This is a genomic window from Bordetella parapertussis, assembly GCF_020735925.1.
Lineage (GTDB): Bacteria > Pseudomonadota > Gammaproteobacteria > Burkholderiales > Burkholderiaceae_B > Bordetella > Bordetella pertussis.
Map to the genome: position 1 here is coordinate 693,130 of NZ_CP085971.1, position 23,098 is coordinate 716,227.

Annotated in this window: 25 protein-coding genes and 1 pseudogene; 10 read left to right on the forward strand and 16 right to left on the reverse strand. The window is 69.9% G+C overall.

Annotated features, from left to right (window positions below; translation table 11 throughout):
- Entirely contained in the window at positions 1-1,230 is a 1,230-nt protein-coding gene (gene chrA / locus LK409_RS03260; RefSeq protein ID WP_010927844.1) for a chromate efflux transporter, read from the reverse strand.
- 145 nt (positions 1,231-1,375) lie between these two features.
- Between chrA and LK409_RS03265 the strand changes: the two are divergent.
- Together LK409_RS03265 and LK409_RS03270 are read left to right on the forward strand one after the other, a co-directional pair.
- A pseudogene (locus LK409_RS03265) lies at positions 1,376-2,042 on the forward strand (peptidoglycan DD-metalloendopeptidase family protein).
- Between the two features lie 121 nt (positions 2,043-2,163).
- Positions 2,164-2,577 (forward strand): VOC family protein, encoded by a 414-nt coding sequence (locus tag LK409_RS03270; RefSeq protein ID WP_003809248.1) that lies wholly within the window; start codon positions 2,164-2,166, stop codon positions 2,575-2,577.
- Positions 2,578-2,584: 7 nt separating this feature from the next.
- On the opposite strand, the gene LK409_RS03275 is transcribed toward LK409_RS03270, so the two are convergent.
- Positions 2,585-3,037, reverse strand: coding sequence for a CopD family protein (locus tag LK409_RS03275; RefSeq protein ID WP_003809250.1), 453 nt, complete (start codon positions 3,035-3,037; stop codon positions 2,585-2,587).
- Positions 3,038-3,167: 130 nt separating this feature from the next.
- On the opposite strand from LK409_RS03275, the gene LK409_RS03280 reads away from it, so the two are divergent.
- The 4 genes from LK409_RS03280 (at position 3,168) to LK409_RS03295 (ending at position 5,524) form a co-directional block, all read left to right on the forward strand.
- Positions 3,168-3,650 (forward strand): YajQ family cyclic di-GMP-binding protein, encoded by a 483-nt coding sequence (locus tag LK409_RS03280; RefSeq protein WP_003809252.1) that lies wholly within the window; start codon positions 3,168-3,170, stop codon positions 3,648-3,650.
- A 139-nt stretch (positions 3,651-3,789) separates the two neighbouring features.
- Positions 3,790-4,158 (forward strand): COG4315 family predicted lipoprotein, encoded by a 369-nt coding sequence (locus LK409_RS03285; protein WP_003809253.1) that lies wholly within the window; start codon positions 3,790-3,792, stop codon positions 4,156-4,158.
- 50 nt (positions 4,159-4,208) lie between these two features.
- Complete coding sequence (locus LK409_RS03290; protein WP_010927846.1) at positions 4,209-4,736, forward strand: RNA polymerase sigma factor; 528 nt, start codon at positions 4,209-4,211, stop codon at positions 4,734-4,736.
- A complete protein-coding gene (locus LK409_RS03295; protein ID WP_010927847.1) occupies positions 4,733-5,524 on the forward strand; it encodes an anti-sigma factor family protein in 792 nt (263 codons plus the stop codon). The genes LK409_RS03290 and LK409_RS03295 overlap by 4 nt, the downstream gene beginning before the upstream one ends.
- Positions 5,525-5,545: 21 nt before the next feature.
- Here LK409_RS03295 and hutG read toward each other — a convergent pair whose 3' ends face one another.
- The 7 genes from hutG to cyoA form a co-directional block, all read right to left on the reverse strand.
- On the reverse strand, positions 5,546-6,337 hold the full coding sequence (hutG, locus tag LK409_RS03300) for an N-formylglutamate deformylase (RefSeq protein WP_003809259.1): 792 nt from the start codon (positions 6,335-6,337) through the stop codon (positions 5,546-5,548).
- 31 nt (positions 6,338-6,368) lie between these two features.
- Positions 6,369-7,073: an SDR family oxidoreductase gene (locus LK409_RS03305; protein WP_003809261.1), complete on the reverse strand. Its 705-nt coding sequence runs from the start codon at positions 7,071-7,073 to the stop codon at positions 6,369-6,371.
- A gap of 74 nt (positions 7,074-7,147) precedes the next feature.
- A complete protein-coding gene (locus LK409_RS03310) occupies positions 7,148-7,948 on the reverse strand; it encodes an SURF1 family protein (protein ID WP_010927848.1) in 801 nt (266 codons plus the stop codon).
- A complete protein-coding gene (gene cyoD / locus LK409_RS03315; protein ID WP_003809276.1) occupies positions 7,945-8,352 on the reverse strand; it encodes a cytochrome o ubiquinol oxidase subunit IV in 408 nt (135 codons plus the stop codon). Before cyoD ends, LK409_RS03310 begins: the two co-directional genes overlap by 4 nt.
- Positions 8,349-8,990, reverse strand: coding sequence for a cytochrome o ubiquinol oxidase subunit III (cyoC, locus tag LK409_RS03320; protein ID WP_041937126.1), 642 nt, complete (start codon positions 8,988-8,990; stop codon positions 8,349-8,351). Before cyoC ends, cyoD begins: the two co-directional genes overlap by 4 nt.
- On the reverse strand, positions 8,983-10,983 hold the full coding sequence (cyoB, locus tag LK409_RS03325) for a cytochrome o ubiquinol oxidase subunit I (RefSeq protein ID WP_041937364.1): 2,001 nt from the start codon (positions 10,981-10,983) through the stop codon (positions 8,983-8,985). The genes cyoC and cyoB overlap by 8 nt, the downstream gene beginning before the upstream one ends.
- A gap of 57 nt (positions 10,984-11,040) precedes the next feature.
- Positions 11,041-12,006 (reverse strand): ubiquinol oxidase subunit II, encoded by a 966-nt coding sequence (cyoA, locus tag LK409_RS03330; protein ID WP_003809287.1) that lies wholly within the window; start codon positions 12,004-12,006, stop codon positions 11,041-11,043.
- Positions 12,007-12,242: 236 nt separating this feature from the next.
- Here cyoA and LK409_RS03335 point away from each other — a divergent pair, with 236 nt between their 5' ends.
- Positions 12,243-13,580, forward strand: a complete 1,338-nt coding sequence (locus LK409_RS03335) for an MFS transporter (protein ID WP_010927851.1) — start codon at positions 12,243-12,245, stop codon at positions 13,578-13,580.
- 107 nt (positions 13,581-13,687) lie between these two features.
- Positions 13,688-14,089, forward strand: coding sequence for a hypothetical protein (locus tag LK409_RS03340; RefSeq protein ID WP_003809291.1), 402 nt, complete (start codon positions 13,688-13,690; stop codon positions 14,087-14,089).
- Between the two features lie 12 nt (positions 14,090-14,101).
- On the opposite strand, the gene LK409_RS03345 is transcribed toward LK409_RS03340, so the two are convergent.
- From LK409_RS03345 to LK409_RS03355, 3 genes are all read right to left on the reverse strand, one after another.
- Positions 14,102-15,088 (reverse strand): threonine/serine dehydratase, encoded by a 987-nt coding sequence (locus LK409_RS03345; RefSeq protein ID WP_003809293.1) that lies wholly within the window; start codon positions 15,086-15,088, stop codon positions 14,102-14,104.
- 130 nt (positions 15,089-15,218) lie between these two features.
- Positions 15,219-16,085, reverse strand: a complete 867-nt coding sequence (rhtA, locus tag LK409_RS03350; RefSeq protein ID WP_010927852.1) for a threonine/homoserine exporter RhtA — start codon at positions 16,083-16,085, stop codon at positions 15,219-15,221.
- 48 nt (positions 16,086-16,133) lie between these two features.
- Positions 16,134-16,559: a universal stress protein gene (locus tag LK409_RS03355; protein WP_003809299.1), complete on the reverse strand. Its 426-nt coding sequence runs from the start codon at positions 16,557-16,559 to the stop codon at positions 16,134-16,136.
- A gap of 178 nt (positions 16,560-16,737) precedes the next feature.
- Here LK409_RS03355 and LK409_RS03360 point away from each other — a divergent pair, with 178 nt between their 5' ends.
- Positions 16,738-17,310, forward strand: coding sequence for a chromate transporter (locus tag LK409_RS03360; RefSeq protein ID WP_003809301.1), 573 nt, complete (start codon positions 16,738-16,740; stop codon positions 17,308-17,310).
- Entirely contained in the window at positions 17,307-17,828 is a 522-nt protein-coding gene (locus tag LK409_RS03365; protein WP_010927853.1) for a chromate transporter, read from the forward strand. The genes LK409_RS03360 and LK409_RS03365 overlap by 4 nt, the downstream gene beginning before the upstream one ends.
- 19 nt (positions 17,829-17,847) lie before the next feature.
- Here the strand turns inward: LK409_RS03365 and LK409_RS03370 are convergent, their stop codons facing one another.
- The 4 genes from LK409_RS03370 to fdhF all read right to left on the reverse strand — a co-directional run bounded on the left by LK409_RS03370 (position 17,848) and on the right by fdhF (position 23,084).
- Positions 17,848-18,966 carry a methyltransferase gene (locus LK409_RS03370; protein WP_010927854.1) on the reverse strand — a complete coding sequence of 373 codons (1,119 nt, stop codon included), beginning with the start codon at positions 18,964-18,966 and terminating at the stop codon, positions 17,848-17,850.
- Positions 18,967-19,101: 135 nt separating this feature from the next.
- On the reverse strand, positions 19,102-19,350 hold the full coding sequence (locus LK409_RS03375) for a formate dehydrogenase subunit delta (RefSeq protein ID WP_003809306.1): 249 nt from the start codon (positions 19,348-19,350) through the stop codon (positions 19,102-19,104).
- An 11-nt stretch (positions 19,351-19,361) separates the two neighbouring features.
- On the reverse strand, positions 19,362-20,192 hold the full coding sequence (gene fdhD, locus LK409_RS03380; RefSeq protein WP_010927855.1) for a formate dehydrogenase accessory sulfurtransferase FdhD: 831 nt from the start codon (positions 20,190-20,192) through the stop codon (positions 19,362-19,364).
- Positions 20,193-20,207: 15 nt separating this feature from the next.
- Positions 20,208-23,084, reverse strand: coding sequence for a formate dehydrogenase subunit alpha (gene fdhF, locus LK409_RS03385; RefSeq protein ID WP_010927856.1), 2,877 nt, complete (start codon positions 23,082-23,084; stop codon positions 20,208-20,210).
- Positions 23,085-23,098 lie beyond the last annotated feature (14 nt).

Here is a 23,098-nt window from a genome sequence, read left to right on the forward strand (position 1 = left end):
TCAGCCGGCCAGCGCGCCGGCGGCGGCGCACAGCGCGACGATGGCCAGCGGCGGTAGCCGGCCCCAGGCCAGCAGGCCGAAGGCGCCGGCGGCGATGGCGAAATCGGGCCGGCTGGCCACCGCGCCGGTCCAGACCGGATCGTAGAGGGCCGCCAGCAGGATGCCGACCACGCCGGCGTTGACGCCGGCCAGCGCGGCGCGCACCGCCGGCCGGCCGCGCAGGACGTTCCAGAACGGCAGCGCGCCTACGAGCAAGAGCGCGCCGGGCAGGAAGATCAGTGCCGTGCAGGCCAGTGCGCCAGGCCAGCCGCCCAGCGGAGCGGGCAGCAGCGCGCCCAGGAAGGCGGCAAAGCTGAACAGCGGACCGGGCACGGCCTGGGCGGCGCCATAGCCGGCCAGGAAGGCGGCCTGCGACACCTCGCCGCCGGGCACCACGGCGGCCTGCAGCAGGGGCAGCACGACGTGTCCGCCGCCGAACACCAGCGCGCCGGCGCGGTAGAAGCCATCGGCCAGCTGCCAGGCGGGCGAGCCGCTGGCCGCGGCCCACAAGGGCAGGCCCGCCAGCAGTACGGCAAACAGCAGCAGGGCGCACAGGCCGGTGCGCCGGCCCACGCCGACGGCCAGCGCCGTCCCGGCCGGCGCGGCCAGGGCGGGCAGCAGGCGCCAGCCGGCCAGCCCGCAGGCCAGCATGATGCCGACCTGCATCCAGGCCGCGGGCAGCAGCAGCGCCGCGATCGCCGCGCCCAGGGCCAGCGCCTGGCGCGCGCGGTCGGGGCACAGGCTGCGTCCCATGCTCCAGACAGCCTGCGCCACCACGGCGACGGCGGCCAGTTTCAGCCCATGCAGCGCGCCCGAGGCGGCCAGGCCGTCGAGCTGCCCCAGGCCCAGCACGAACGCCAGCATGAACAGCGCCGACGGCAGGGTGAAGGCGATCCAGGCGGCCGCCATGCCGGCCCAGCCGGCGCGCGCCAGCCCCAGCGCCATGCCGGTCTGGCTGCTGGCCGGACCGGGCAGGAACTGGCACAGCGCCACCAGCTCGGCGTAGGCGGCGTCGTCGAGCCAGCGGCGTCGCTGCACGAACTCGTGGCGGAAGTAGCCCAGATGGGCGACCGGGCCGCCGAACGAGGTCAGGCCCAGGCGCAGGAAGGCGCCGAAGACCTCGCCCACGCCGCCGGCCTCGGCTTGCGAGGGCGGCGTGCCAGGGGCGGGCGGAGGTGGGGAGGCGGGCATGGGCGCAGTTGTCGGGCGGCGTGAAACCGGTAGGATACGCAAGCCGCGCGGCTTGCGCAGCGCAGCATCGGGCAATTTCTTGGTACCCTTGGGCATCGCGTCCTGCGCGCCGCCCATCGCCGACCCTGTTTTGCTGCCATTTTCAGTGCCCCGAATCGCGTGTTCCCGCCAGCCATCCGAGCCCTCAGCGGCCTGGGGGCGGCAGCGGCGGCGCCTTCTACCGCGTGCAAAGCGGCGACACGCTGCACAGCATCGCGCGCAAGCATGGCCAGAGCGTCGGCGACCTGGTGCGCTGGAACAAGCTGGCCAACGCCAACCGCATCGAGAAGGGGCAGTTGCTGCGCGTCAAGCCGCCGGGCACGGGCGGCAGCGCCAGCCCGCCGCCGCGCGCGGCCAGCGGCAAGAGCGACGGCCAGGCGCCCGCCAAGCCGGCCGCGCCGATACGCGGCATTACGCTGATATGGCCGGCCGACGGCAAGGTCACGCGCCAATTCAACGGCTCCAGCGTCCTGGGCATCACCATCGCCAACAGCGCCGGCACGTCGGTGGTGGCGGCCGCGGGCGGCACGGTCGCCTACGCCAGCAATGGCTTGCGCGGCTACGGCAACCTGGTCATCGTGCGCCACGACGGCAGCTTCCTGACCATCTACGCGCACAACCGCAAACTGCTGGTCAAGCAGGGCCAGCGCGTGTCGCAAGGCCAGCGGATCGCCGAGATGGGCGACACCGACAGCAGCCAGGTCAACCTGTATTTCGAATTGCGCCGCGACGGCAAGGCCGTCAACCCCGCCGGCGCCTTGCCCCGCCGCTGACATAAACCGTCATCTGGGTGCAATCCCGGGGGTGCCGGGCGCGCCTTGTCGTCGTAAGCTGTACCGGGTGCCGCCATGCAGCCCGCGCGGCGCATGCCTTCATGTCCGACCAAGGAAAACCATGGCGACCGAAATCTATGTCAATCTGCCGGTCGCGGATCTGCCGCGCTCGGTCGCGTTCTTCAAGCAACTGGGCTATGCGTTCAATCCGCAGTTCACCGACGAGAACGCCACCTGCATGATCGTGGACGACAACATCTACGTGATGTTGCTGGTCGAGTCGTTTTTCCAGACCTTCACGCCCAAGGCCGTGTGCGACGCGCACACGCAGACGGAAGTGCTGCTGTGCCTGTCGATGGACAGCCGGGCCGAGGTCGACCGCATGGTGCGGCGCGCCGTGGCGGCCGGCGGCAAGACCTACAACGAGGCCAAGGACCACGGGTTCATGTACCAGCACGGTTTTCAGGACCTCGACGGCCATATCTGGGAACTGGTCTACATGGACCCGACCGCCGCGCCGCCGCCGGGCGATTGAGGCGGCCTCAGGCCAGCATCAGCGCGGCCAGGATCACCACGGCCAGCGCCAGGTTGACGGCCACCCAGCCCCGTATCGGCGCCATGGCGGCGCCGCCGGCCGGCCAGTCCTGCGCCGCCACGGCGCGGGCCAGCCGGCGAAACAGCACGTAGCGCACGTGGACGAAGACCAGCGCCATGAGCAGGCCCAGGCCGGCCATGACGTGCCAGCCGACGGGCGGACGCGCCAGGCCGGCGCCCATCGCCTGGGCCATCATGTAGGCGCCGGTGGCCAGGACGATCAGCACCGCATACTGGGTGGCGCGCAGGAACCGGCCCAGCACGTCGTGCATCAGCCGCAGGCGCGCCGGCGGCTCCAGCGCCGCCACGGCGGGCCGCAGAAAACAGTGCGCGAACGCCATGCCGCCCACCCAGAGGATGATGGACAGCAGGTGCAGGAATTTCAGGCTGGCATAGAGCATTACGGGTTCCTTGTCGTGAGGCGGGGGAAGCGGGCTGCGAGGGTTTCATGCCACAATGCCGGGCATTGGCGCCGGCCGCCCGTGGCCGTGCCGCCGATCATGTATCCGTCTTTTTTACAGGACCCGCGCCATGCCCAGCTTCGATGTTGTTTCCGAGGTCGACAAACACGAATTGACCAACGCCGTCGACCAGGCCAACCGCGAACTGTCCACCCGTTTCGATTTCAAGGGCACCAATGCCAGCTTCGAACTGGAGGGCTACGTGGTTACCCAGGTCGCGCCCAGTGCGTTCCAGCTCAAGCAGATGCTGGATATCCTGCGCGGCCGTTTGTCTGCACGCAGTATAGACGTGCGTTGCATGGACGTGGCCGATCCGCTCGAGAACCTGGGCGGCGCCCGGCAGAAGGTCACCATCAAGCAGGGCATCGAGCAGGCCATCGCCAAGAAGCTGATCGCGGCCATCAAGGCCAGCAAGGTCAAGGTCGAGAGCCAGATCAACGGCGAGAAGCTGCGCATCACCGGCAAGAAGCGCGACGACCTGCAGGCTGTCATCGCGCTGCTGCGCAAGACCGATGTCGACCTGCCGCTGCAATTCGAGAATTTCCGCGACTGAGCCCCCGGGGTGCCTGTCCCGGCGGGGACAGGCACCCTCGCTCCCCCCGCAGTGACAAGCACCCGCCGGCCGGCGGGAATAATCAGCCATGCGTTATCGTCTGTAGTGGTGATGTACCCACCTCACCAGGAGATTCGCCATGAGCATCCGCCATACCGCCGCACTGTTGCTGGTTTCCTCCCTCTACGCCGGAGCCGCCCTGGCCCAGGCGCCCGCCATGGAAAAGGGCGGGATGTTGGTCGACGCCAAGGGCATGACGCTGTATACGTTCGACAAGGACGCCGGCGGCAAGAGCGTCTGCAATGACCAATGCGCCAAGAACTGGCCGCCCCTGATGGCCGCCGGCGATGCCAAGGCCCAGGGCGACTGGAGCATCGTCAAGCGCGACGATGGGTCCAGCCAGTGGGCGCACAAGGGCAAGCCGGTGTATCTGTTCGCCGCCGACGCCAAGCCGGGCGACAAGACGGGCGACAACAAGAACAACGTCTGGCACGTGATCAAGCCGTGAGACTGCGCGCACCGGGCGCGGCAGCCGGGCCGCGGCGCGGCTGACGGCGCATGCGCCCCGAAGACGAGGCCCTGATCGTGGCCTGCATCCCCAGCCTGCGCCGCTACGCGCGCGGGCTGACGGGCGAGCGCGACCGGGCCGATGACCTGGTCCAGGACACGCTGGAGCGTGCCTGGAGCCGGTTTTCGCGCTGGCAGCGGCGCGGGGAGTTGCGCGCCTGGATGTTCGGCATCATGCACAATCAATTCATCGACGGCTTGCGGGCGCAAAAGCGCCAGGCCGATTACGGGGCCGAGACCGAGATCCCGGAGCTGCCCGTGCGCGCGACCCAGGCCGACCGGCTCGAAGTGCGCGACCTGGACCGGCACCTGCAACGGCTGCCGGCGGACCTGCGCGCGGTGCTGCTGCTGGTCGCCGTCGAGGAGTTCACCTACCGCGAAGCCGCGCAGGTGCTGGAGGTGCCGATAGGCACCGTCATGTCCCGCCTGTCGCGCGCGCGCGAGCGCCTGGCCGCGCTGCTGCAGGTCCAGGCCGAGGCGCCGGCCGCCAGCACCGTCCAGCGGATCAGAGCCACATGAGCGAGCACCCGTTCCACGTTCTCGATGTTCCCGGCGCGCCGATCGGCGAGGCCGACCTGCATGCGTATGCGGATGGCCAGCTGGGCGATGCGCGCCGGGCGGAGGTCGCGGCTTTCCTGGCGGCCCACCCCGAGGCGCATGCGCGGGTCGAGGGCTGGCGGCGCCAGAATGCCGGCCTGCGCGCCTTGCTGGACCCGGTGCTGGAAGAGCCCTTGCCCTTGCGCCTGCCGCCGGCGCGCTATCGCTGGGGGATGCTGGCGGCCGGGCTGGCGATCGCCGTGACCAGCGCCAGCGCCGCCTGGCTGGTGCGCGGCGAACTCGATGCGCGCCAGGCCGTGGCGCAACGCCAGGCGGCGGCCGAAGGCATGGTGTTCGCGCGCCGCGCCGCGGTCGCGCACGCGGTCTATGCCGCCGACGTGCGCCGGCCGGTCGAGATGGGCGCCGAGCAGGAGCAGGCCCTGGTCACCTGGCTGACGCGCCGCCTGGGCGCGGCTGTGCACGCGCCCAACCTGGCGGCGGCCGGCTACCACCTGATGGGCGGGCGCCTGCTGCCGGGCGGGCAGGGGCCGGTGGCGCAATTCATGTACGGCGGGCCCGGCGGCCAGCGCCTGACCCTGTACGTGACCCGCGAAGCGCAGGGCGACCAGACCGCTTTCCGCTTTACGCAGGACGGCCCGGTGAGGGTGTTCTACTGGGTCGAGGGCAAGTTCGGCTATGCCCTGTCGGGCGAGCTGGAGCGCGACGCGCTGCTGAAGGTGGCGCAGGAGGTCTATCGCGAGCTGGGCTAGAGGCGGCGCGCGCCGCCGCCCTCAGGCGCGCCAGGCCAGCAGCGCCGCGACCAGCGTTTCCAGCACCTGGCGCAGCGGCTCAGCGCGTTCCGGTTGCCAATGGAAGGGCGCTTGCTCGGTCATGTAGGCCGACAGGGACATTTCCAGCTGCAGGGCGTGATAGCCCTCGGCCGGCCGCCCGTAGTGGCGGGTGATCCAGCCGCCCTTGAAGCGTCCGTTGACCGCCGTGGTGAAGCCGTCCGCCTGCAAGGCCTGGGCGGCCGCCTGCTGCAGGCCGGGCGGGCAGCTGGCGCCGTCGGCGGTGCCCAGGTTGAGGTCGGGCAGCTTGCCGTCGAAAAAACGCGCGCAGTGCGAAATGATGGAGTGTCCGTCCAGCAGCACGGCATAGCCATGGCGCGCCTGCACGCGCGCCAGTTCGGCGGCCAGCTGGGCGTGGTAGGGGTCGAAGTACTGGCGACGGCGCGCCGCCACGTCGAGCAGCGGATGGCCGGCGGCCTCGTCCCGCCAGACCGGGCCGCCGTCAAAGCGCGTGGTGGGACACAGCTCGGTGTTGGAGGCGCCCGGATACAGCACGCCGCCGTCGGGGTCGCGGTTCAGGTCGATGACGTAGCGCGAGTGGGTGGCCGCCATCAGCGTGACGCCGCGTGCGCGCACGAAATCGTACAGGCGGTCGACGTGCCAGTCGGTGTCGGGCACGCCCAGCGCCTCGGCCTGCATCAGCGGGCGCAGTTCGGCCGGCACCCAGGTGCCGACGTGGGGGATGTTGACGACCAGCGGCGCGTCGCCGCGGGTCAGGGTGTAGAGCGTGCTCATGGCCGGATCGGATTGAAAAGGGCGGCTGCGCTCAGACCGAGCGCGTGATGCCGCCGTCGATGCGGATGTTCTGGCCGGTGATGTAGCTGGATTGCGACGAGGCCAGGAAGGCGATCAGGTCGGCCACCTCTTCGGCGCGGCCGTAGCGGCCCATGGGAATGCGCGCGCGGCGGTCTTCCTTCTCGGGCAGGCTGTCGATGAAGCCGGGCAGCACGTTGTTCATGCGCACGTTGTCGGCGGCGTACTGGTCGGCGTACAGCTTGGTGAAGGCGGCCAGTCCGGCGCGCAGCACGCCCGAGGTCGGGAACGCCGCTTCGGGTTCGAAGGTGGCGTAGGTGGAAATATTGACGATGCTGCCGCCGCCCTGCTCGCGCATGACGGGCGTGACCAGCCGGGCGATGCGCACCACGTTCAGCAGGTAGTAGTCCATGCCCGCGTGCCAGCCGGCGTCGTCGATCTCCAGCAGCGCGCCCTTGGGCCCGTGCCCGGCGCTGTTGACGACCGCGTCGATGCGGCCCCAGCGCTGCAGGGTGGCGTCTACCAGCGCCTGCAGGTCGGCCGGCTCGAGGTTGGAGCCGGTCATGCCCAGTCCGCCCAGCTCGGCGGCCAGCGCCTCGCCCTTGCCCGACGCTGAAAGAATGGCGACACGAAAGCCGTCGGCGGCAAGCCGGCGCGCGGCCGCGGCGCCCATGCCGCTGCCGCCGGCCGTGACGATGGCTGTTTTTTCCGTACTCATGGGCGTCTCCTGGAGGTGTCCGAGCAGGCTATTTGAGCAGGCGCGGCGCCCGGGCGCAAACGCGGGCGGCGCGTTCAGCCGCGCCGGCGCGCGCGCAGCTCGTGGCGCGCGACGATGGCCGCGCCCGCGAGCACCATGGCGGCCAGGCCGAACCAGGTGATGGCATAGCCCAGGTGGTTGTTGGGGAAGCTGAGCACCGTCAGCCCTCCCACCGGCGCCTGCGCGGGGTTGCGCGGCGCGCCGGCGGCGGCATCGGCGTCGATGAAGTAGGGCGCCACTTCGCCCAGGCCGCGCCGCGCGGCGATGGCGGGCAGGTCGCGCGAGTACCAGAGCTCCGCGGCGGGCTTGTTCTCGCGCAGGAATCCGCCGGCCGGCTCGCCCATGCGCAGCAAGCCTTCGACCCGCGCCGGCGCGTCCGGCCGCGCGGCGTCGCCGGCCGACTGCTGGCGGCGCCATTCGGGCAGCACGAAGCCGCGGTTGACCAGCACCGTGCCGCCGCCGTCCAGGCGCAGCGGCGTCATGACCCAATAGCCGCTGCCCAGTTCGGTGGCCGCCTGCACCAGGGTCTGGCCGGCGTAATGCCAGGTGCCGCTGGCGGCGACGCGCCGGTATTCGGCATTGGCGTTGCTCAGGCCGGGCCAGTCGGCCGGCGCCGGGGCGGGCGTGGCCGGCGCGTGCGCGCGCGTCTCGACCTGCGCGATGAGGTTGCGCTTCCAGGCCAGGCGGTGTATTTGCCAGACGCCCAGCGCGCAGGCGCCGGCGAACAGCGCGGCCGCCAGCGCGGCCAGGATGATCAGGGTCGCTGCGCTGCGCGGTCGGCGCGTCGGGGCGGGTTCGCGGCCGCCGGCCGCGTTTTGCTGCGCGGGATGTGTCAAGGCATGTTCCGTACGTCATGCACGGACATGGGCATCATGTTGCTATTGAGGTGATACATGATCCAGATCGAGCCACTGAGCGTAATCACGACCAGCACCAGCGTGAAGATCAGCGCCAGCATGTTCCAGCCGCTTTCCGACTTGGCGTCCATGTGCAAGAAATAAACCAGGTGCACGACGATCTGCACCACTGCGAACGCCAGTATAACCAGCGCGGTGGTGCGCGAGCTGGCGAATACGCCGTCCATGACCAGCCAGAACGGGATCGCCGTGAGGATCGCGGCCAGCACGAAACCGGTCAGGTAGCTCGCCAGCGTGCCGTGCGGGCCGTCGTCGTCCTCGTGGTGATGGCCGGCGCCATGCGGGGGCGGCAGATCGGCCGCGTGCTCGGTGCGCTCGCTCATGGCAGGACTCCCATCAGGTAGACGAAGGTGAACACGCCGACCCAGATGAGGTCCAGGAAGTGCCAGAACATCGACAGGCACATCAGGCAGCGCCGGTTCTCGGGGATCAGGCCGTGGCGGGAGACCTGCACCATCAGCGTCACCAGCCAGACGATGCCGAAGGTGACGTGCAGGCCGTGCGTGCCGACCAGGGTGAAGAAGGCCGACAGGAAGGCGCTGCGCTGCGGGCCGGCGCCCTGGTGGATCAGGTGGGCGAACTCGTACAGCTCCAGGCCCAGGAAGCCGGCGCCCAGCAGCCCGGTGACCGCCAGCCAGGCCTGCGTGGCGCCGATGCGCTGGCGGCGCATTTCCAGCATGGCGAAGCCGTAGGTGATGGACGACAGCAGCAGCAGCAGCGAGGTATTGACCGCCACCAGCGGCAGGTCGAACAGTTCCGCGCCGGTGGGTCCGCCGTCGTAGTTGCGGCCCACCACGCCATAGGTGGCGAACAGGCACGCGAACACCAGGCAGTCGCTCATCAGGTAGACCCAGAAGCCCAGCAGGGTGCCGTTCTTCGGGTGATGCTCGCCGGGGACGTAGAACAGGCGTTCCGGATCCGGGGCGGACGGGGGCAGGGTGGTGGCGGTGGGCTCAGACATGTCGGGACAGGAGCGCGGTGCGGGCGGCTTCGCAGCGGACGACTTCCTCGGCCGGTACGTAGTGGTCCCGCTGGTAGTTGAAGGTATGGGCGATGGTCACGCCGATCAGCGCGGCGAACGCCAGCACGACCAGCGGCCACATGTGCCAGATCAGGGCGAAGCCCAGCACGCCGCTGAGCCCGGCCAGCACGATGCCGGCCCAGGTGTTGCTGGGCATGTGGATGGGCACGAAGCCCTGCTGCGGGCGGGCGTAGCCGCATTGCTTCATCTGCCACCAGGCGTCCAGGTCGTGCACGCGCGGCGTGAACGCGAAGTTGTAGGCCGGCGGCGGCGACGAGGTGGACCACTCCAGCGTGCGGCCGTCCCATGGGTCGCCGGTGTCGTCGCGCAGCGCCTCGCGGCGGCGATAGCTGACCACCAGCTGGATCAGGAAGTTGGCGATGCCCAGGGCGATCAGCAGCGCGCCCAGCGCCGCGGCCTGGAACCAGATCTGCAGCGAGGCGTCCTCGAAATGGTTGACCCGGCGCGTCACGCCCATCAGCCCCAGCACGTACAGCGGCATGAAGGCCAGGTAGAAGCCCACCAGCCAGAACCAGAACGAGCACTTGCCCCAGAACGGGTCGAGCCGGTAGCCGAACGCCTTGGGAAACCAGTAGGTGATGCCGGCCATCAGGCCGAATAGCACGCCGCCGATGATGACGTTGTGAAAGTGCGCGATCAGGAACAGGCTGTTGTGCAGCGCGAAGTCGGCCGGCGGCACCGCCAGCAGCACGCCGGTCATGCCGCCGATGACGAAGGTCACCATGAAGCCCAGGGTCCACAGCATGGGCACTTCGAAGTGGATGCGGCCGCGGTACATGGTGAACAGCCAGTTGAAGATCTTGGCGCCGGTCGGGATCGAAATGATCATCGTGGTGATCCCGAAGAACGAGTTGACGCTCGCGCCCGAGCCCATGGTGAAGAAATGGTGCAGCCAGACCAGGTAGGACAGCACGGTGATGACCACCGTGGCGTACACCATCGAGGCGTAGCCGAACAGGCGCTTGCGGCAGTACGTGGCCACCACCTCGGAGAAGATGCCGAATGCCGGCAGGATCAGGATGTACACCTCGGGGTGGCCCCAGATCCACACCAGGTTCACGTACATCATGGCGTTGCCGCCGCCGTCCGCGGTGAAGAAGTTGGTGCCGACGTAGCGGTCCATCGACAACAGCGCCAGCACCGCCGTCAGCACCGGGAACGCCGCCACGATCAGGATGTTGGTGCACAGCGCCGTCCAGGTGAACACCGGCATGCGCATCAGCGTCATGCCCGGCGCGCGCATCTTGACGATGGTCACCAGCAGGTTGACGCCTGAAAGCAAGGTGCCCACCCCGGCGATCTGCAAGGCCCAGATGTAGTAGTCGACCCCCACGTCCGGACTGTGCAGGATGCCCGATAGCGGGGGATAGGCCAGCCAGCCGGTGCGGGCGAATTCGCCCACGAACAGCGACATCATCACCAGCACCGCGCCGGTGGCGGTCATCCAGAAACTGAAATTGTTGAGAAACGGAAAGGCCACGTCGCGCGCGCCGATCTGCAGCGGCACGATGTAGTTCATCAGGCCGGTCACCAGCGGCATGGCGACGAAGAAGATCATGATCACGCCGTGCGCGGTGAAGATCTGGTCGTAGTGGTGCGGCGGCGGGTAGCCCAGGTTGTCGCCGAAGGCGATGGCCTGCTGCAGCCGCATCATGATGGCGTCGGCGAAGCCGCGCAGCAGCATCACGATGCCCAGCACCACGTACATGATGCCGATCTTCTTGTGGTCGATGCTGGTGAACCATTCGCGCCACAGGTAGCCCCAGGCGCGCATGTAGGTGATGGCGCCCAGCAGCGCGATGCCGCCGAGGGCCACGACGATGAACGTCACCAGCAGGATGGGCTCGTGATACGGAATGGCTTCCCAGCTCAGGCGGCCGAGGAGCAGCGTTTGGTCCGGTTGATCAGTCATGTCGATTTCCGCGTGAGCCATGAATGAAAGCCCGCGCGCACGCCGGCGGCGTGCGCGCTACAGCACCAGGTCCTGCTCGCCGCGGCAGATCTGCCCGGCCAGTTGCGTCGCCAGCGCCTTGGCGGGAGACGGCTTGCCGTGGTCCATGCAGGCGCGGCCCGGCTCGACGCAGCGCCCGACGATGCGCTGGAACAGGTCGGGCGCCACGCTGGCGTAATGGCGCACCGGCTCGCGCTCGCTGGGCTGCGCCAGCGCCTGGTAGGCGCTGGCATCGAGCGCGCCGCCGGCCTGCCTGACCCGCGCGATCCACTGGTCGAAGCCGGCCTGGTCCAGGCCATGGAAACGAAAGCGCATGCCGGAGAAGCCGCCGCCGCTGTAGTTGGCGGACAGGCCCTCGTATTCGCCGGGGTGGTTGATGACCGCGTGCAGCGTGGTCTGCATGCCCGGCATGGCGTAGATCTGGCCGGCCAGCGCCGGCACGAAGAACGAGTTCATCACCGACGAGGAGGTGATCTGGAACTGGATGGGGCGGTCCACCGGGGCCGCCATTTCATTGACGGTGGCGATGCCCTGCTCGGGATAGACGAACAGCCATTTCCAGTCCAGCGCCGCCACCTGCACCACCAGCGGCTTGGTGCCCGGCGGCACGTCGCGGCCGTCGGCGATGCGTGCCAGCGGGCGGTACGGGTCGAGCTGGTGGGTGCTGACCCAGGTCAGCGCGCCCAGGGCGATGATGATCAGCAGCGGCGCCGACCAGATCAGCAGCTCCAGCACGGTCGAGTGGTTCCAGTCCGGCTCGTAGCGCGCCTCGGTGTTGCCGGCCCGGTAGCGCCAGGCGAACAGCAGGGTCAGGGCGATCACCGGCACGATGATCAGCAGCATCAGGCCGGTCGAGATGATGATGAGATTGCGTTGTTGCAGCGCTATGTCGCCCGACGGCGAAAGCAGCACCGCATTGCACCCTGCAAGCAGGGGCAGCACGCCCAGCATGGTCAATCCGCGGAGTCTTTGGAATAACGGCATAGCCCTACCCCGAAACGTAACCGTGGGAAATGAATCTGAACGCTACGCTGGAAGACGCGAAAAATCTAGGGTAAAAAGAGTAAAAGTGTGCGGTGGCGGTGTTTTTTCGCCCAGGCGGCGCGATCCATGGCGCGGCCCGACGCGGCGTTGCCCGGCTTCGCATGCAGTGAATTGCACGAACGCAGAAAGGCGAATTCAGACCTTCGAATTCAACCTCCGGACCAGCGAGCAATCACATGTCGACCACCACGCAGCATCCCGGCTATGCCCCTGCAACGCCCCATCCGGGCTCCTCGGGCGGCGCCAGCCACTCGCACGTGGCGCCTGGCGAGATCGCGGTCGGCGTCGTCATCGGCAGGGCCTCCGAATACTTCGATTTCTTCGTCTTCGGCATCGCCTGCGTGCTGGTGTTTCCCAGCGTGTTCTTTCCGTTCGAGAGCGAACTCGACGGCATGCTGTGGGCGTTCGTGATTTTCTCGTTCGCCTTCATCGCGCGCCCGTTCGGCACCGCGCTGTCGATGGCGGTGCAGCGGCGCTGGGGGCGCGGCGCCAAGCTGACCGCGGCCCTGTTCCTGCTGGGCACGGCGACCTGCGGCATGGCGTTCCTGCCCGGCTACGACGCCATCGGCATGTACGCGATCCTGCTGCTCAGCCTGTTCCGCTGCCTGCAGGGCCTGGCGCTGGGCGGTTCGTGGGATGGCCTGCCTTCGCTGCTGGCGTTGAACGCGCCGGCGGGGCGGCGCGGCTGGTACGCCATGCTGGGCCAGCTGGGCGCGCCCATCGGCTTCATGATCGCCAGCGCCCTGTTCCTGTTCCTGTTCCTCATCTCGACGCTGGCCCGCGACGACTTCCTCGACTGGGGATGGCGCTATCCCTTCTTCGTCGCCTTCGCCATCAACGTGGTCGCGCTGTTCGCGCGCCTGCGGCTGGTCGTGACCGAGGAATACACCCAGTTGATGGAAGAGGGCGAACTCGAGCCGATCCGCACCACGGAGATGTTGCGCGAGCAAGGCTACAACATGCTGATCGGCGCGTTCGCGGCGCTGGCCAGCTATGCGCTGTTCCACCTGGTGACGGTGTTCCCGCTGTCGTGGATCGCGGCCGGCGCCAGCCAGATGAGCGGCGACGTGCTGGTGGTGCAGATCGCCGGCGCGGCGCTGGCCATCGTGTGCACCCTGGCCTCGGGCTGGCTGGCCGACCGCATCGGCCGGCGCACCACGCTGGGCCTGATGGCGCTGCTGATCGGCGTGTTCGCGCTGTTCACGCCCTGGCTGCTGGGCGGCGGGCCGCTGGCGCAGGATGCCTTCATCCTGATCGGCTTCGCGCTGCTCGGGTTGTCGTACGGGCAGGCCTCGGGCACGGTGACGGCCAACTTCATCCGCCGTTTCCGCTATACCGGCGCCGCGTTCACGGCCGACATGGCCTGGCTGCTGGGCGCGGCGTTCGCGCCGCTGGTGGCGCTGGGGCTGTCGGCGCGCTTCGGCCTGGTGGCCGTCAGCGTCTACCTGCTGTCGGGCGTGGCCTGCACGCTGCTGGCGCTGCGCGTCAACCGCCTGCTGGAAACGCGCGACTAGCGGCGGGCCCGGGCCTCAGGGTAAACCAGCACGCCGGGGCCGCCGGCGCGATCGCCGGTAGAATCCTGCGCATGGGGCGGTTTGCGCCCCGGTTCCGACGCGCTCCTATGAATGCCCCGCCCATCCTCCGCCAACCCTGTCCGCCAGGCGCCTGCGTGTGTGAACGCGAACGCCTGCAGGCCGATCCGCAGGGCGACCTGCGCATCCTCAAGCTGACCCGCGAGGAGGAAAAGCGGCTGACGTCCCGGCTCGAGAACCTCGCCAGCCTGGACGATCTGCGCGCCATGCAAGGGCGCATGTATGCCCTGCTGGGGCTGGTGGTGCGCATCGTGCCCAGCGCGCGTGGCGTGCGCACCGTGCGCGGCATCGCCATCGAGCTGGACGCCCAGCCGGGCCTGTGCCGCAAGACCCGCGCGGCCATTCCGGCGGCCATCCGGCGCGGCTTCGAGCGCAATCCCGAAATCGTCTACGCCCTGCTCAACGAGCGCGACCTGCTCTCGGGCGCCTGAGGCCTTGCCGGCTCAGTCCGCGCCCAGGTGGCGCGCGAAGGTGGCCGGATCGGTGTTGGTGCCGCACAGCAGCACGCCCACGCGCCGGCCGGCCAGGTCGTTGCGCAAGGGCCCGGCCAGCGCGGCGGTGGCGGCCGCGCAGGCCGGCTCGGTGGCCAGCTTGAGCTGGTCGAACAGCAGCCGCATGGCGGCGCGCAGCGCGTGGTCGTCCACCTTGACCAGCCGGTCGACGTGGCGCCGGCACAGGTCGTAGGTGTACTGCTCGGTGTGCGGCGCCATCAGGCTGTCGGCGATGCTGTGCATCGGGCCCATCCTGATCGGGCCGCCGGCCGCGAAGCTGCGGTGCATGGCGTCGGCGCCTTCGGGTTCGACGCCGATGACCTGGCATTGCGGTGCGGCCAGCTTGATCGCGGTGGCCACGCCCGAGATCAGCCCGCCGCCGCCGACGGGCACGATGACCGCATCGAGCTCGCCGGCCTGCTGCAGCCATTCGTGGCCCAGCGTGGCGGTGCCCAGCACCGTGCGGTAGCCATTGAACGGATGCACGAAGTAGCGGCCTTCCTCGTTCTCGATGCGGCGCACCGTCTCGAAGGCCTGCGGGCCGTCGTCGGCCAGGACGACCTCGGCGCCGTACTGGCGGCACAGCGCCACGCGCGCCGGGCTGGCGGTCTTGATCATGACTACCTTGGCCGACAGGCCCAGCCGCATGGCCGCGTAGGCGACGGCCACGGCATGGTTGCCGGCCGAGACGCAGGTCGCGCCGGCCTGGCGTTGCGCGTCGTCCAGCGCCAGCAGGTGGGAGAAGGCGCCGCGCGCCTTGAAGGTGCCGCTGGCCTGCAGCAGTTCGAACTTGAAGCACACCGCGATGCCGGCCACCGGCTCGAAATCGGTTTTCTCCAGGATCGGCGTGGCGCGCACCCAGCGCTGCAGCTGGGCGTGCAGGTAGGCGATGGCGGAACTGTCGGGTACGGCGGAGGTGTCGGAGGTCACGTCGAGCATCCTTGCGGCCGCCGCTGGCGCGGGGCAGCCAGGCGAGGGGCAATGGTGTGGCGCCACCGAACATGGTAACCGCGATGCGCGCCGGCGGCATGCCGGCCACGCAGGGGCGGGGAGCGGAACCCGCGCCGCCTCAGCCGCGCCGCCGGCCGGTGACGGTGATGCCGGCCGAGGCCGCGACGATGGCGGCCACCGCCAGCCATTGGGTGGCGTTGAGCGTCTCGCCGAGGAAGAGCAGGCCGGACAGGGCGCCGAATACCGGCTCCAGGCTGAGCAGGGTGCCGAACGTGCGCGCCGGCAGGCGCGTGAGCACCTGCATTTCCAGCGCATAGGGCAGTGCGCTGGAAAGAATGGCCACGGCCAGGCCCAGCGGAATGATGGCCGGCGAGAACAGCGCCGCGCCGGCGTGCGCCAGTCCGAAAGGCAGCACCGCGGCCGCGGCGACGGTGGCCGCCAGCGCCACCGTGCGGGTGCCGTGGCGCAGGCCGGCGCGCTGGCCGAACACGATGTACAGCGCCCAGCAGGCGCCGGCCGCCAGCGCGCAGGCCACGCCGGTCGGGTCCAGCGGCCCGGCGGCCGCGCCATGGGGGATCAGCAGCAACAGGCCGCCGGCGGCCAGGCCGATCCAGGCAAAGTCGTGCCAGCGCCGCGAGGCCAGCACGGCCACCGCCAGCGGTCCGGTGAACTCCAGCGCCACGGCGATGCCCAGCGGAATGGTGCGCAGCGACAGGTAGAACAGCAGGTTCATGCCGCCCAGCGCCAGGCCGTACAGGACCACCACGCGCCAGCCGGCCGCGTCCAGGCGCAGCCGCCAGGGCCGCAGCAGCGGCAGCAGGATCAGCGCGGAAAAACCCAGGCGCAGGGCGGCCGTGCCCTGGGCCCCCACCGCCGGAAACAGCGTCTTGGCCAGCGAGGCGCCGCTTTGCAGCGACGCCATGGCGACCAGGAGCAGAACAATGGGAAGCAGGGCGGACCCGGCGCGCGGGGTGGGGCGATTCATGGCTGCGGCGGTGAAAAAGGCCGCGCCATTCTACGGCAAGCGCGGCGGCTACTTGACCAGCGTGACCGGCGTCTCGGCCAGGTGCAGCACCTTGGTCGCGACCGACCCCAGCATGACCGACGAGATCGAGCCCAGCCCGCGCGAGCCCATGACGATTTCGTCCACATCCAGGCGCTTGGCCAGGTCGACCAGGGTTTCGGCCACCTGCCCCAGTTCGCTGTGCGTTTCGTAGGGAACGCCGGCCGCCTCCAGCAGCTTCTGCGCGCCGGCCAGGGCGAACTCGCTTTCCTCGCGGTAATAGGCGTCGATCTCGGTCTGCGACAGACCCATGTGCACGCCTTGCGGATACAGCGGCACCTGCGCCGTGGCCAGGTGCACGCGCTCAAGCGACGGATACAGCTGTGCGTTCAACACGGCGCGTACCGCCGCCAGGGCGTGTTCCGAGCCATCGACGGGAACCAGGACTTGCTTCATGCGTGCCTCCTGAATGTGCGGGTTGTCCGGTACTGCCATGGATACTGTAGCCCACCCGGCGCGGCAGGCGTCTGCGCGGGATCAAACGATTTGCGTATCGCGTCGGCCGGGAGTAGGCTTTCGGGCCGCTGGCCATCTTCGCTCCCGGTCCGGCGCCGCGGCGCCGGACGCTTCATCCATGACTGCCGTGCCGACCGACTCCGACGCATCCTTCCTCGCTACGCCGCCTTCGTGCGGCGCCTTGTTCAACGGCTTCTTCTGGCTCGGGGTGACCGCCTTCGGCGGCGCGCTGCCGCTGGCGCGCAGCATGATGGTCGAGCGCCGCCGCTGGCTCTCGCCCGACGAGTTCACCGATCTGCTGGGCCTGTGCCAGTTCCTGCCGGGCGGCAACATCATCAATATGTCGGTGGCGGTGGGCATGAAATTCCGCGGCCCGCGCGGCGCCATCGCCGCCCTGCTGGGCCTGATCCTGGCGCCGTCCATCATCGTGATACTGCTGGGCATGGTGTACCAGCGCTACGAGCAGGACCCGCGCGTCGAGCACCTGTTCACGGGCCTGGCGGCGGCCGCCGCCGGCCTGCTGGTGTCGATGGCGCTCAAGATCGCCCGGCCGCTGCGCGGCAAGTGGGCCGGCATCGCCGTCGCCGCGGCCTGTTTCGTGGCGATCGCCCTGTTGCGCCTGCCGCTGTTGCCCACCATGCTGGTGCTTACGCCGCTGAGCATCGCGCTGACCTGGAGGCTGCGTCGATGACCGACATCCTGCTTTCCCTGGCGGGGATCTTCGCGCAGCTGTCGCTGCTGGCGTTCGGCGGCGGCAATACCATCCTGCCGGAAATGCAGCGCCAGGTGGGCGACGTGCATCACTGGATGACGGCGGCCGACTTCAGCGCGCTGTTCGCCCTGGGCCAGGCCGCGCCCGGCCCCAACCTGATGGTGGTGACGCTGGTGGGCTGGCACGTGGCGGGCTGGCAAGGAGTGCTGGTGACCACGCTGGCCAAGTTCGGCCCGTCGTCGGTGGTCACCGTGGTGGCGCTGGGGCTTTGGGAGCGCTTCAAGGACCAGCCCTGGCGCGCCGTGGTCCAGGCCGGCATTTTTCCCATGACCGTGGGCCTGATGGCCGCCAGCGCCGCGCTCATTTCGCACGCCTCGGTGCATGGCTGGCTGACTGCCGCCATCGTGGCCGGGGTGGCGGCCGTGGCCACGCTGACGCGCGTGCATCCGCTGTGGCTGCTGGCCGCGGGGGCGCTGGTCGGGTTCGTGGCGCTCTGAGCGGCGCCGGGCAGGCGGCCTAACGGGCCGCCAGGCGCCACAGCGAGGTGACTTCGGCCGCGCGCGCCGCGTGCAGCGGGTCGGCGGGGTCGCTGGCGCGCGGATGGACCGGACGGGTATCGACGCGTCCCGCGACCCGCAATCCCGCCTGTTCGACCTGCGCCAGCAACCAGTCCCGGCTGCGCAGGCCCAGGTGCTCGGCCAGGTCGGACAGGATCAGCCAGCCCTCGCCGCCCGGGTTCAGATGGGCCGCCAGCCCGGCCAGAAAGCCCGTCAGCATGCGGCTGTCCGGGTCGTAGATGGCATATTCCACCGGCGCCGACGGCCGCGCGGGCAGCCAGGGCGGATTGCACACCACCAGGTCGGCGCGTCCGGGCGGAAACAGATCCGCCTGGAGCAGCCGCACACGTCCGCCCAGGCCCAGCCGCTGCAGGTTGTCGGCGGCGCAGGCCAGGGCGCGCGGATCCAGGTCGGTGGCCGTCACGTCCAGGCCGCGCCGCGCCAGCACGGCGGCCAGCACGCCCGTGCCGGTGCCGATATCGAACGCCGTGGCGCCGCCGGGCAGCGGCGTGTTCGCCACCAGGTCGACATATTCGCCGCGCACGGGGGAAAACACGCCGTAGCGGGGGTGGGTGCGCGCACCCAGCGCCGCGATGGGCACGCCTTTCTGCTGCCATTGCGCCGCGCCGATCAGGCCCAGCAGCTCGCGCAGCGACACCAGATAGGGTTCGGCGGCCGGGCCGTAGGCCTTCAGGCAGGCCTGCCCGACGTCGGGCGCGCGCCGCAGGGCCACGTGGTGGCCGGGCTCGACCGGCAGCAGCAGCATCCCCAGCGTGCGGGCGCGCTGGCCCTGCCGCATGCGATGCTGGTTGAACGCCTCCAGGGCGCTGGCGGCGGGCTTGGCGGGCCGCTTGTCGAAGCGCCGGCCCATGGCCTGCAGCAGCTGGCGCGCATTGTGGAAGTCGCCGCGCCACAGGATGGCCGTTCCTTCGCAGGCCAGGCGCCAGGCGGCGTCGGCCTTCAGCGTGTCGTCGGCCGCCACGATGCGGCGCGGCGCCGGCGCGCCGCTTTCCGAGCGCCACAGGGCGTGACGGGTAGCGCCGTTCTCGGCCCATTGCACGGTGGGGAGGTCATTCATGGGTGAAACGGCGGCAGGCGGCCAGTGGCGGAAACCGGCACTGTAGCAGCTTCAAGGCGGTGCCTGTCCCCGTGGGGACAGGCACCGCGGGATGTGGCAGGCGCCTGTCCCCATGGGGACAGGCGCCGCGGGATCTTACGCCTTGGGCGTCAGCCGGGCCCGGGCGTCGCGCACGGCGTGCAGCACGATGCCGTTCAGGCGCGCCTGGCCGTCGTCGCCGTCGGGGTGCTGGGCCACGAAGGCCAGCAGCTGGGTGCGCATGCGCGGTTCCCAGAATTTCTGGATGTGGGTCGCGATATTGGCCTGCGCTTCGGCGCGGTCGGGGTAGGCGTCGAAGAAATCGCCAATGCGATTGGCCATGCGGATCAGGTTGCCGATTTCCATAGCGTATGCGTTCAGGCAGCGATGCGCTGCGGATGGGAATAGATGGTGGCGTCCGTGTTGCGCACGAAGCCCAGCAGGGTGACGTTGGTCTGGCGGGCCAGCCGGATGGCCAGCGCGGTGGGCGCCGAGACGGCCGCCAGGATGGGAATGCCGGCCGAGGCGGTCTTCTGCACCATTTCGAAGCTGGCCCGGCTGGAGACGACCGCCATGCCGGGCAGGGGGGCGATGCCCTGGCGCGCCAGCGCGCCGATCAGCTTGTCCAGCGCGTTGTGGCGGCCCACGTCCTCGCGCGCCAGCACGACTTCGCCGCTGGCGTCGGCCCAGCCGGCGGCATGGGTGGCGCCGGTGGCGTCGTGCAGCGTCTGGCGCGAGCGCAGCGACTGCATGGCCCGCAGCACGTTGTGCACAGGCAGGGCGTCGCTGTCGGCGGCCGGCGCCACGTCGCGCACGACTTCGGGCAGGGTTTCCACGCCGCACAGGCCGCAGCCGGTGCGGCCGGCCATGGCGCGGCGGCGCTCCTTCAGCCGCACCTCGCACGAGGTGGCGATTTCCACCTGCACCACGATGCCGTCGCAGCGGGTTTCCAGCTCGACCCCGCGCACATCGGCCATGCCGCCGACGATGCCCTCGGTCAAGGCGAACCCCAGGGCGAAATCGTCCAGGTGGGTCGGCGTCACCAGCATGGTGGCGTGGCTGATGCCGTTGAATTCCAGCGCCACCGGCGTTTCCTCGGCCACGTGGTCGCTTTGCCCGGCCGCCTGCAGCACGCCGCCGCGCACCCGCACCACCTGCGTGGCGAGGTGGTCGGGCCAATCGGCCGAAGAAGTGTGCAGACGGTCCATGGCGGTGCTCCGGGGCTACTTGTTGGCGAGCGCCGGTTCGGTCTCGCGGGCGCGTTCGTGCAGCAGTTTCTGCTGGACGTCCGCAAAGCGCGACCATTGCCGTTGCCATTCCGACGGTTGCGACACGCGGGTCACCTGCACGGCGGTGACCTTGTATTCGGGGCAGTTGGTGGCCCAGTCGGAGTTGTCGGTGGTGACGACGTTGGCGCCCGATTCGGGGAAGTGGAACGTCGTATATACCACGCCCGGCTGTACCCGGTCGGTCAGGGTGGCCCGCAGCACGGTTTCGCCGGCGCGGCTCTGGATGCCGACCCAGTCGCCGTCGGCTACGCCGCGCTCCTGGGCGTCGTGCGGATGGATCTCCAGCACGTCCTCGCCGTGCCACATGACGTTGGGCGTGCGGCGGGTCTGGGCGCCCACGTTGTACTGCGACAGGATGCGCCCGGTGGTCAGCAGCAGCGGATAGCGGCGCGTGCTGCGTTCGTCGGTGGCGACGTACTTGGTCAGCATGAAGCGCCCGCGGCCGCGCACGAATTCGTCGATGTGCATGGTGGGCGTGCCCTCGGGCGCGTCCTCGTTGCAGGGCCACTGGATGCTGCCCAGGCGGTCCAGTTTCTCGTAGGTCACGCCGGCGAAGGTGGGCGTCAGGCGCGCGATCTCGTCCATGATCTCGCTCGGATGCGCGTAGTGCATGGGGTAGTCCAGGGCGTTGGACAGCGCCATGGTGATTTCCCAGTCGGCCATGCCGTTGCGCGGCCGCATGACCTTGCGCACGCGCGAGATGCGCCGTTCGGCGTTGGTGAACGTGCCGTCCTTCTCCAGGAACGACGAGCCCGGCAGGAAGACGTGCGCGTACTTAGCGGTTTCGTTCAGGAACAGGTCCTGCACCACGATGCATTCCATCGCCGACAGCGCCGCCGCCACGTGCTGCGTGTTGGGGTCGGACTGCACGATGTCCTCGCCCTGGCAGTACAGGCCCAGGAAGCTGCCGCCCAGCGCCGCCTCGAACATGTTGGGGATGCGCAGGCCCGGTTCGGGCTGCAGCGTCACGCCCCAGTCGCGTTCGAACTCGCCGCGCACGGCGTCGTCGGAGATGTGGCGATAGCCGGGCAGCTCGTGCGGGAACGAGCCCATGTCGCACGATCCCTGCACGTTGTTCTGGCCGCGCAGCGGGTTGACCCCCACGCCTTCGCGGCCGATGTTGCCGGTGGCCATGGCCAGGTTGGCGATCGCCATCACGGTGGTCGAGCCCTGGCTGTGTTCGGTCACGCCCAGGCCGTAGTAGATCGAGCCGTTGCCGCCGGTGGCATACAGGCGCGCGGCGCCGCGCACCAGCTGGGCGGGCACGCCGGTGACTTCCTGCATGGCCTCGGGCGAGTTCTCGGCGCGCGCCACGAATTCGCGCCACATGTCGAACGAGGGCGCCTCGCACCGTTCGGCCACGAAGGATTCGGCGACCAGGCCCTCGGTCACGATGACGTGCGCCATCGCGGTCAGCAGCGCCACGTTGGTGCCGGGGCGCACCTGCAGGTGGAAGTCGGCCTTCACGTGCGGCGCGCTGACCAGCTCGATGCGGCGCGGGTCGATCACGATCAGGAGGGCGCCTTCGCGCAGGCGGCGCTTGAGCCGCGAGGCGAACACCGGGTGGGCGCTGCTGGGGTTGGCGCCCATCACGATGACCACGTCGGTATGCATGACCGAATCGAAGGTCTGCGTGCCGGCGGATTCGCCCAGCGTCTGCTTCAGCCCGTAGCCGGTGGGCGAATGGCACACGCGCGCGCAGGTGTCGACGTTGTTGGTGCCGAACGCGGCGCGCACCAGCTTCTGCACCAGCCAGGTCTCCTCGTTGGTGCAGCGCGACGAGGTAATGCCGCCGATGGCGTCGCGGCCGTGGGCGGCCTGGATGCGGCGGAACTCGGAAGCGGCGTGGCCGATCGCCTCCTCCCAGGAGACTTCGCGCCACGGGTCGGTGATGCGCTGGCGGATCATGGGCTTGAGCACGCGCTCCTTGTGGGTGGTGTAGCCCCACGCGAAGCGGCCCTTGACGCACGAGTGTCCGCGGTTGGCCTGGCCGTCCTTCCACGGCACCATGCGGACCACTTCCTCGCCTTTCATCTCGGCCTTGAAGCCGCAACCCACGCCGCAGTAGGCGCAGGTGGTGATGACCGAGTGCTCGGCCTGGCCGAGCATGATGATGGACTTCTCCTGCAGCGTCGAGGTCGGACAGGCCTGTACGCAGGCGCCGCACGACACGCATTCGCTGTCCATGAACGGCTGGTCCTGGCCGGGCGACACGCGCGAGGCGAAGCCCTTGCCGGAGATGGTCAGCGCGAACGTGCCCTGGGTTTCCTCGCAGGCGCGCACGCAGCGGTTGCAGACGATGCACTTGGACGGGTCGTACGTGAAGTACGGGTTGGATTCGTCCTTGGCCTCGGCCAGGTGGTTCTCGCCGTCGTAGCCGTAGCGCACTTCGCGCAGGCCCACCACGCCGGCCATGTCCTGCAGCTCGCAATCGCCATTGGCCGGGCAGGTCAGGCAGTCGAGCGGGTGGTCGGAGATGTACAGCTCCATGACGCCGCGGCGCAGGTCGCGCAGCCTGGCGTTCTCGGTCTGCACCACCATGCCGGCCTCGACCGGCGTGGTGCACGACGCGGGATAGCCGCGCCGGCCTTCGATCTGCACCAGGCACAGGCGGCACGAGCCGAACGGCTCCAGGCTGTCGGTGGCGCACAGCTTCGGAATGTTGATGCCGGCCTCGGCGGCCGCGCGCATCACCGAGGTGCCGGCCGGCACGCTGACCGGCTGGCCATCGATGGTCAGGGTGACGAGTTGGGCGGATTCGCGCGCGGGCGTGCCCAGGTCGCGGTCGCGCTTGATGACGGTTTCGAGCATGGCGGTCTCGTAGG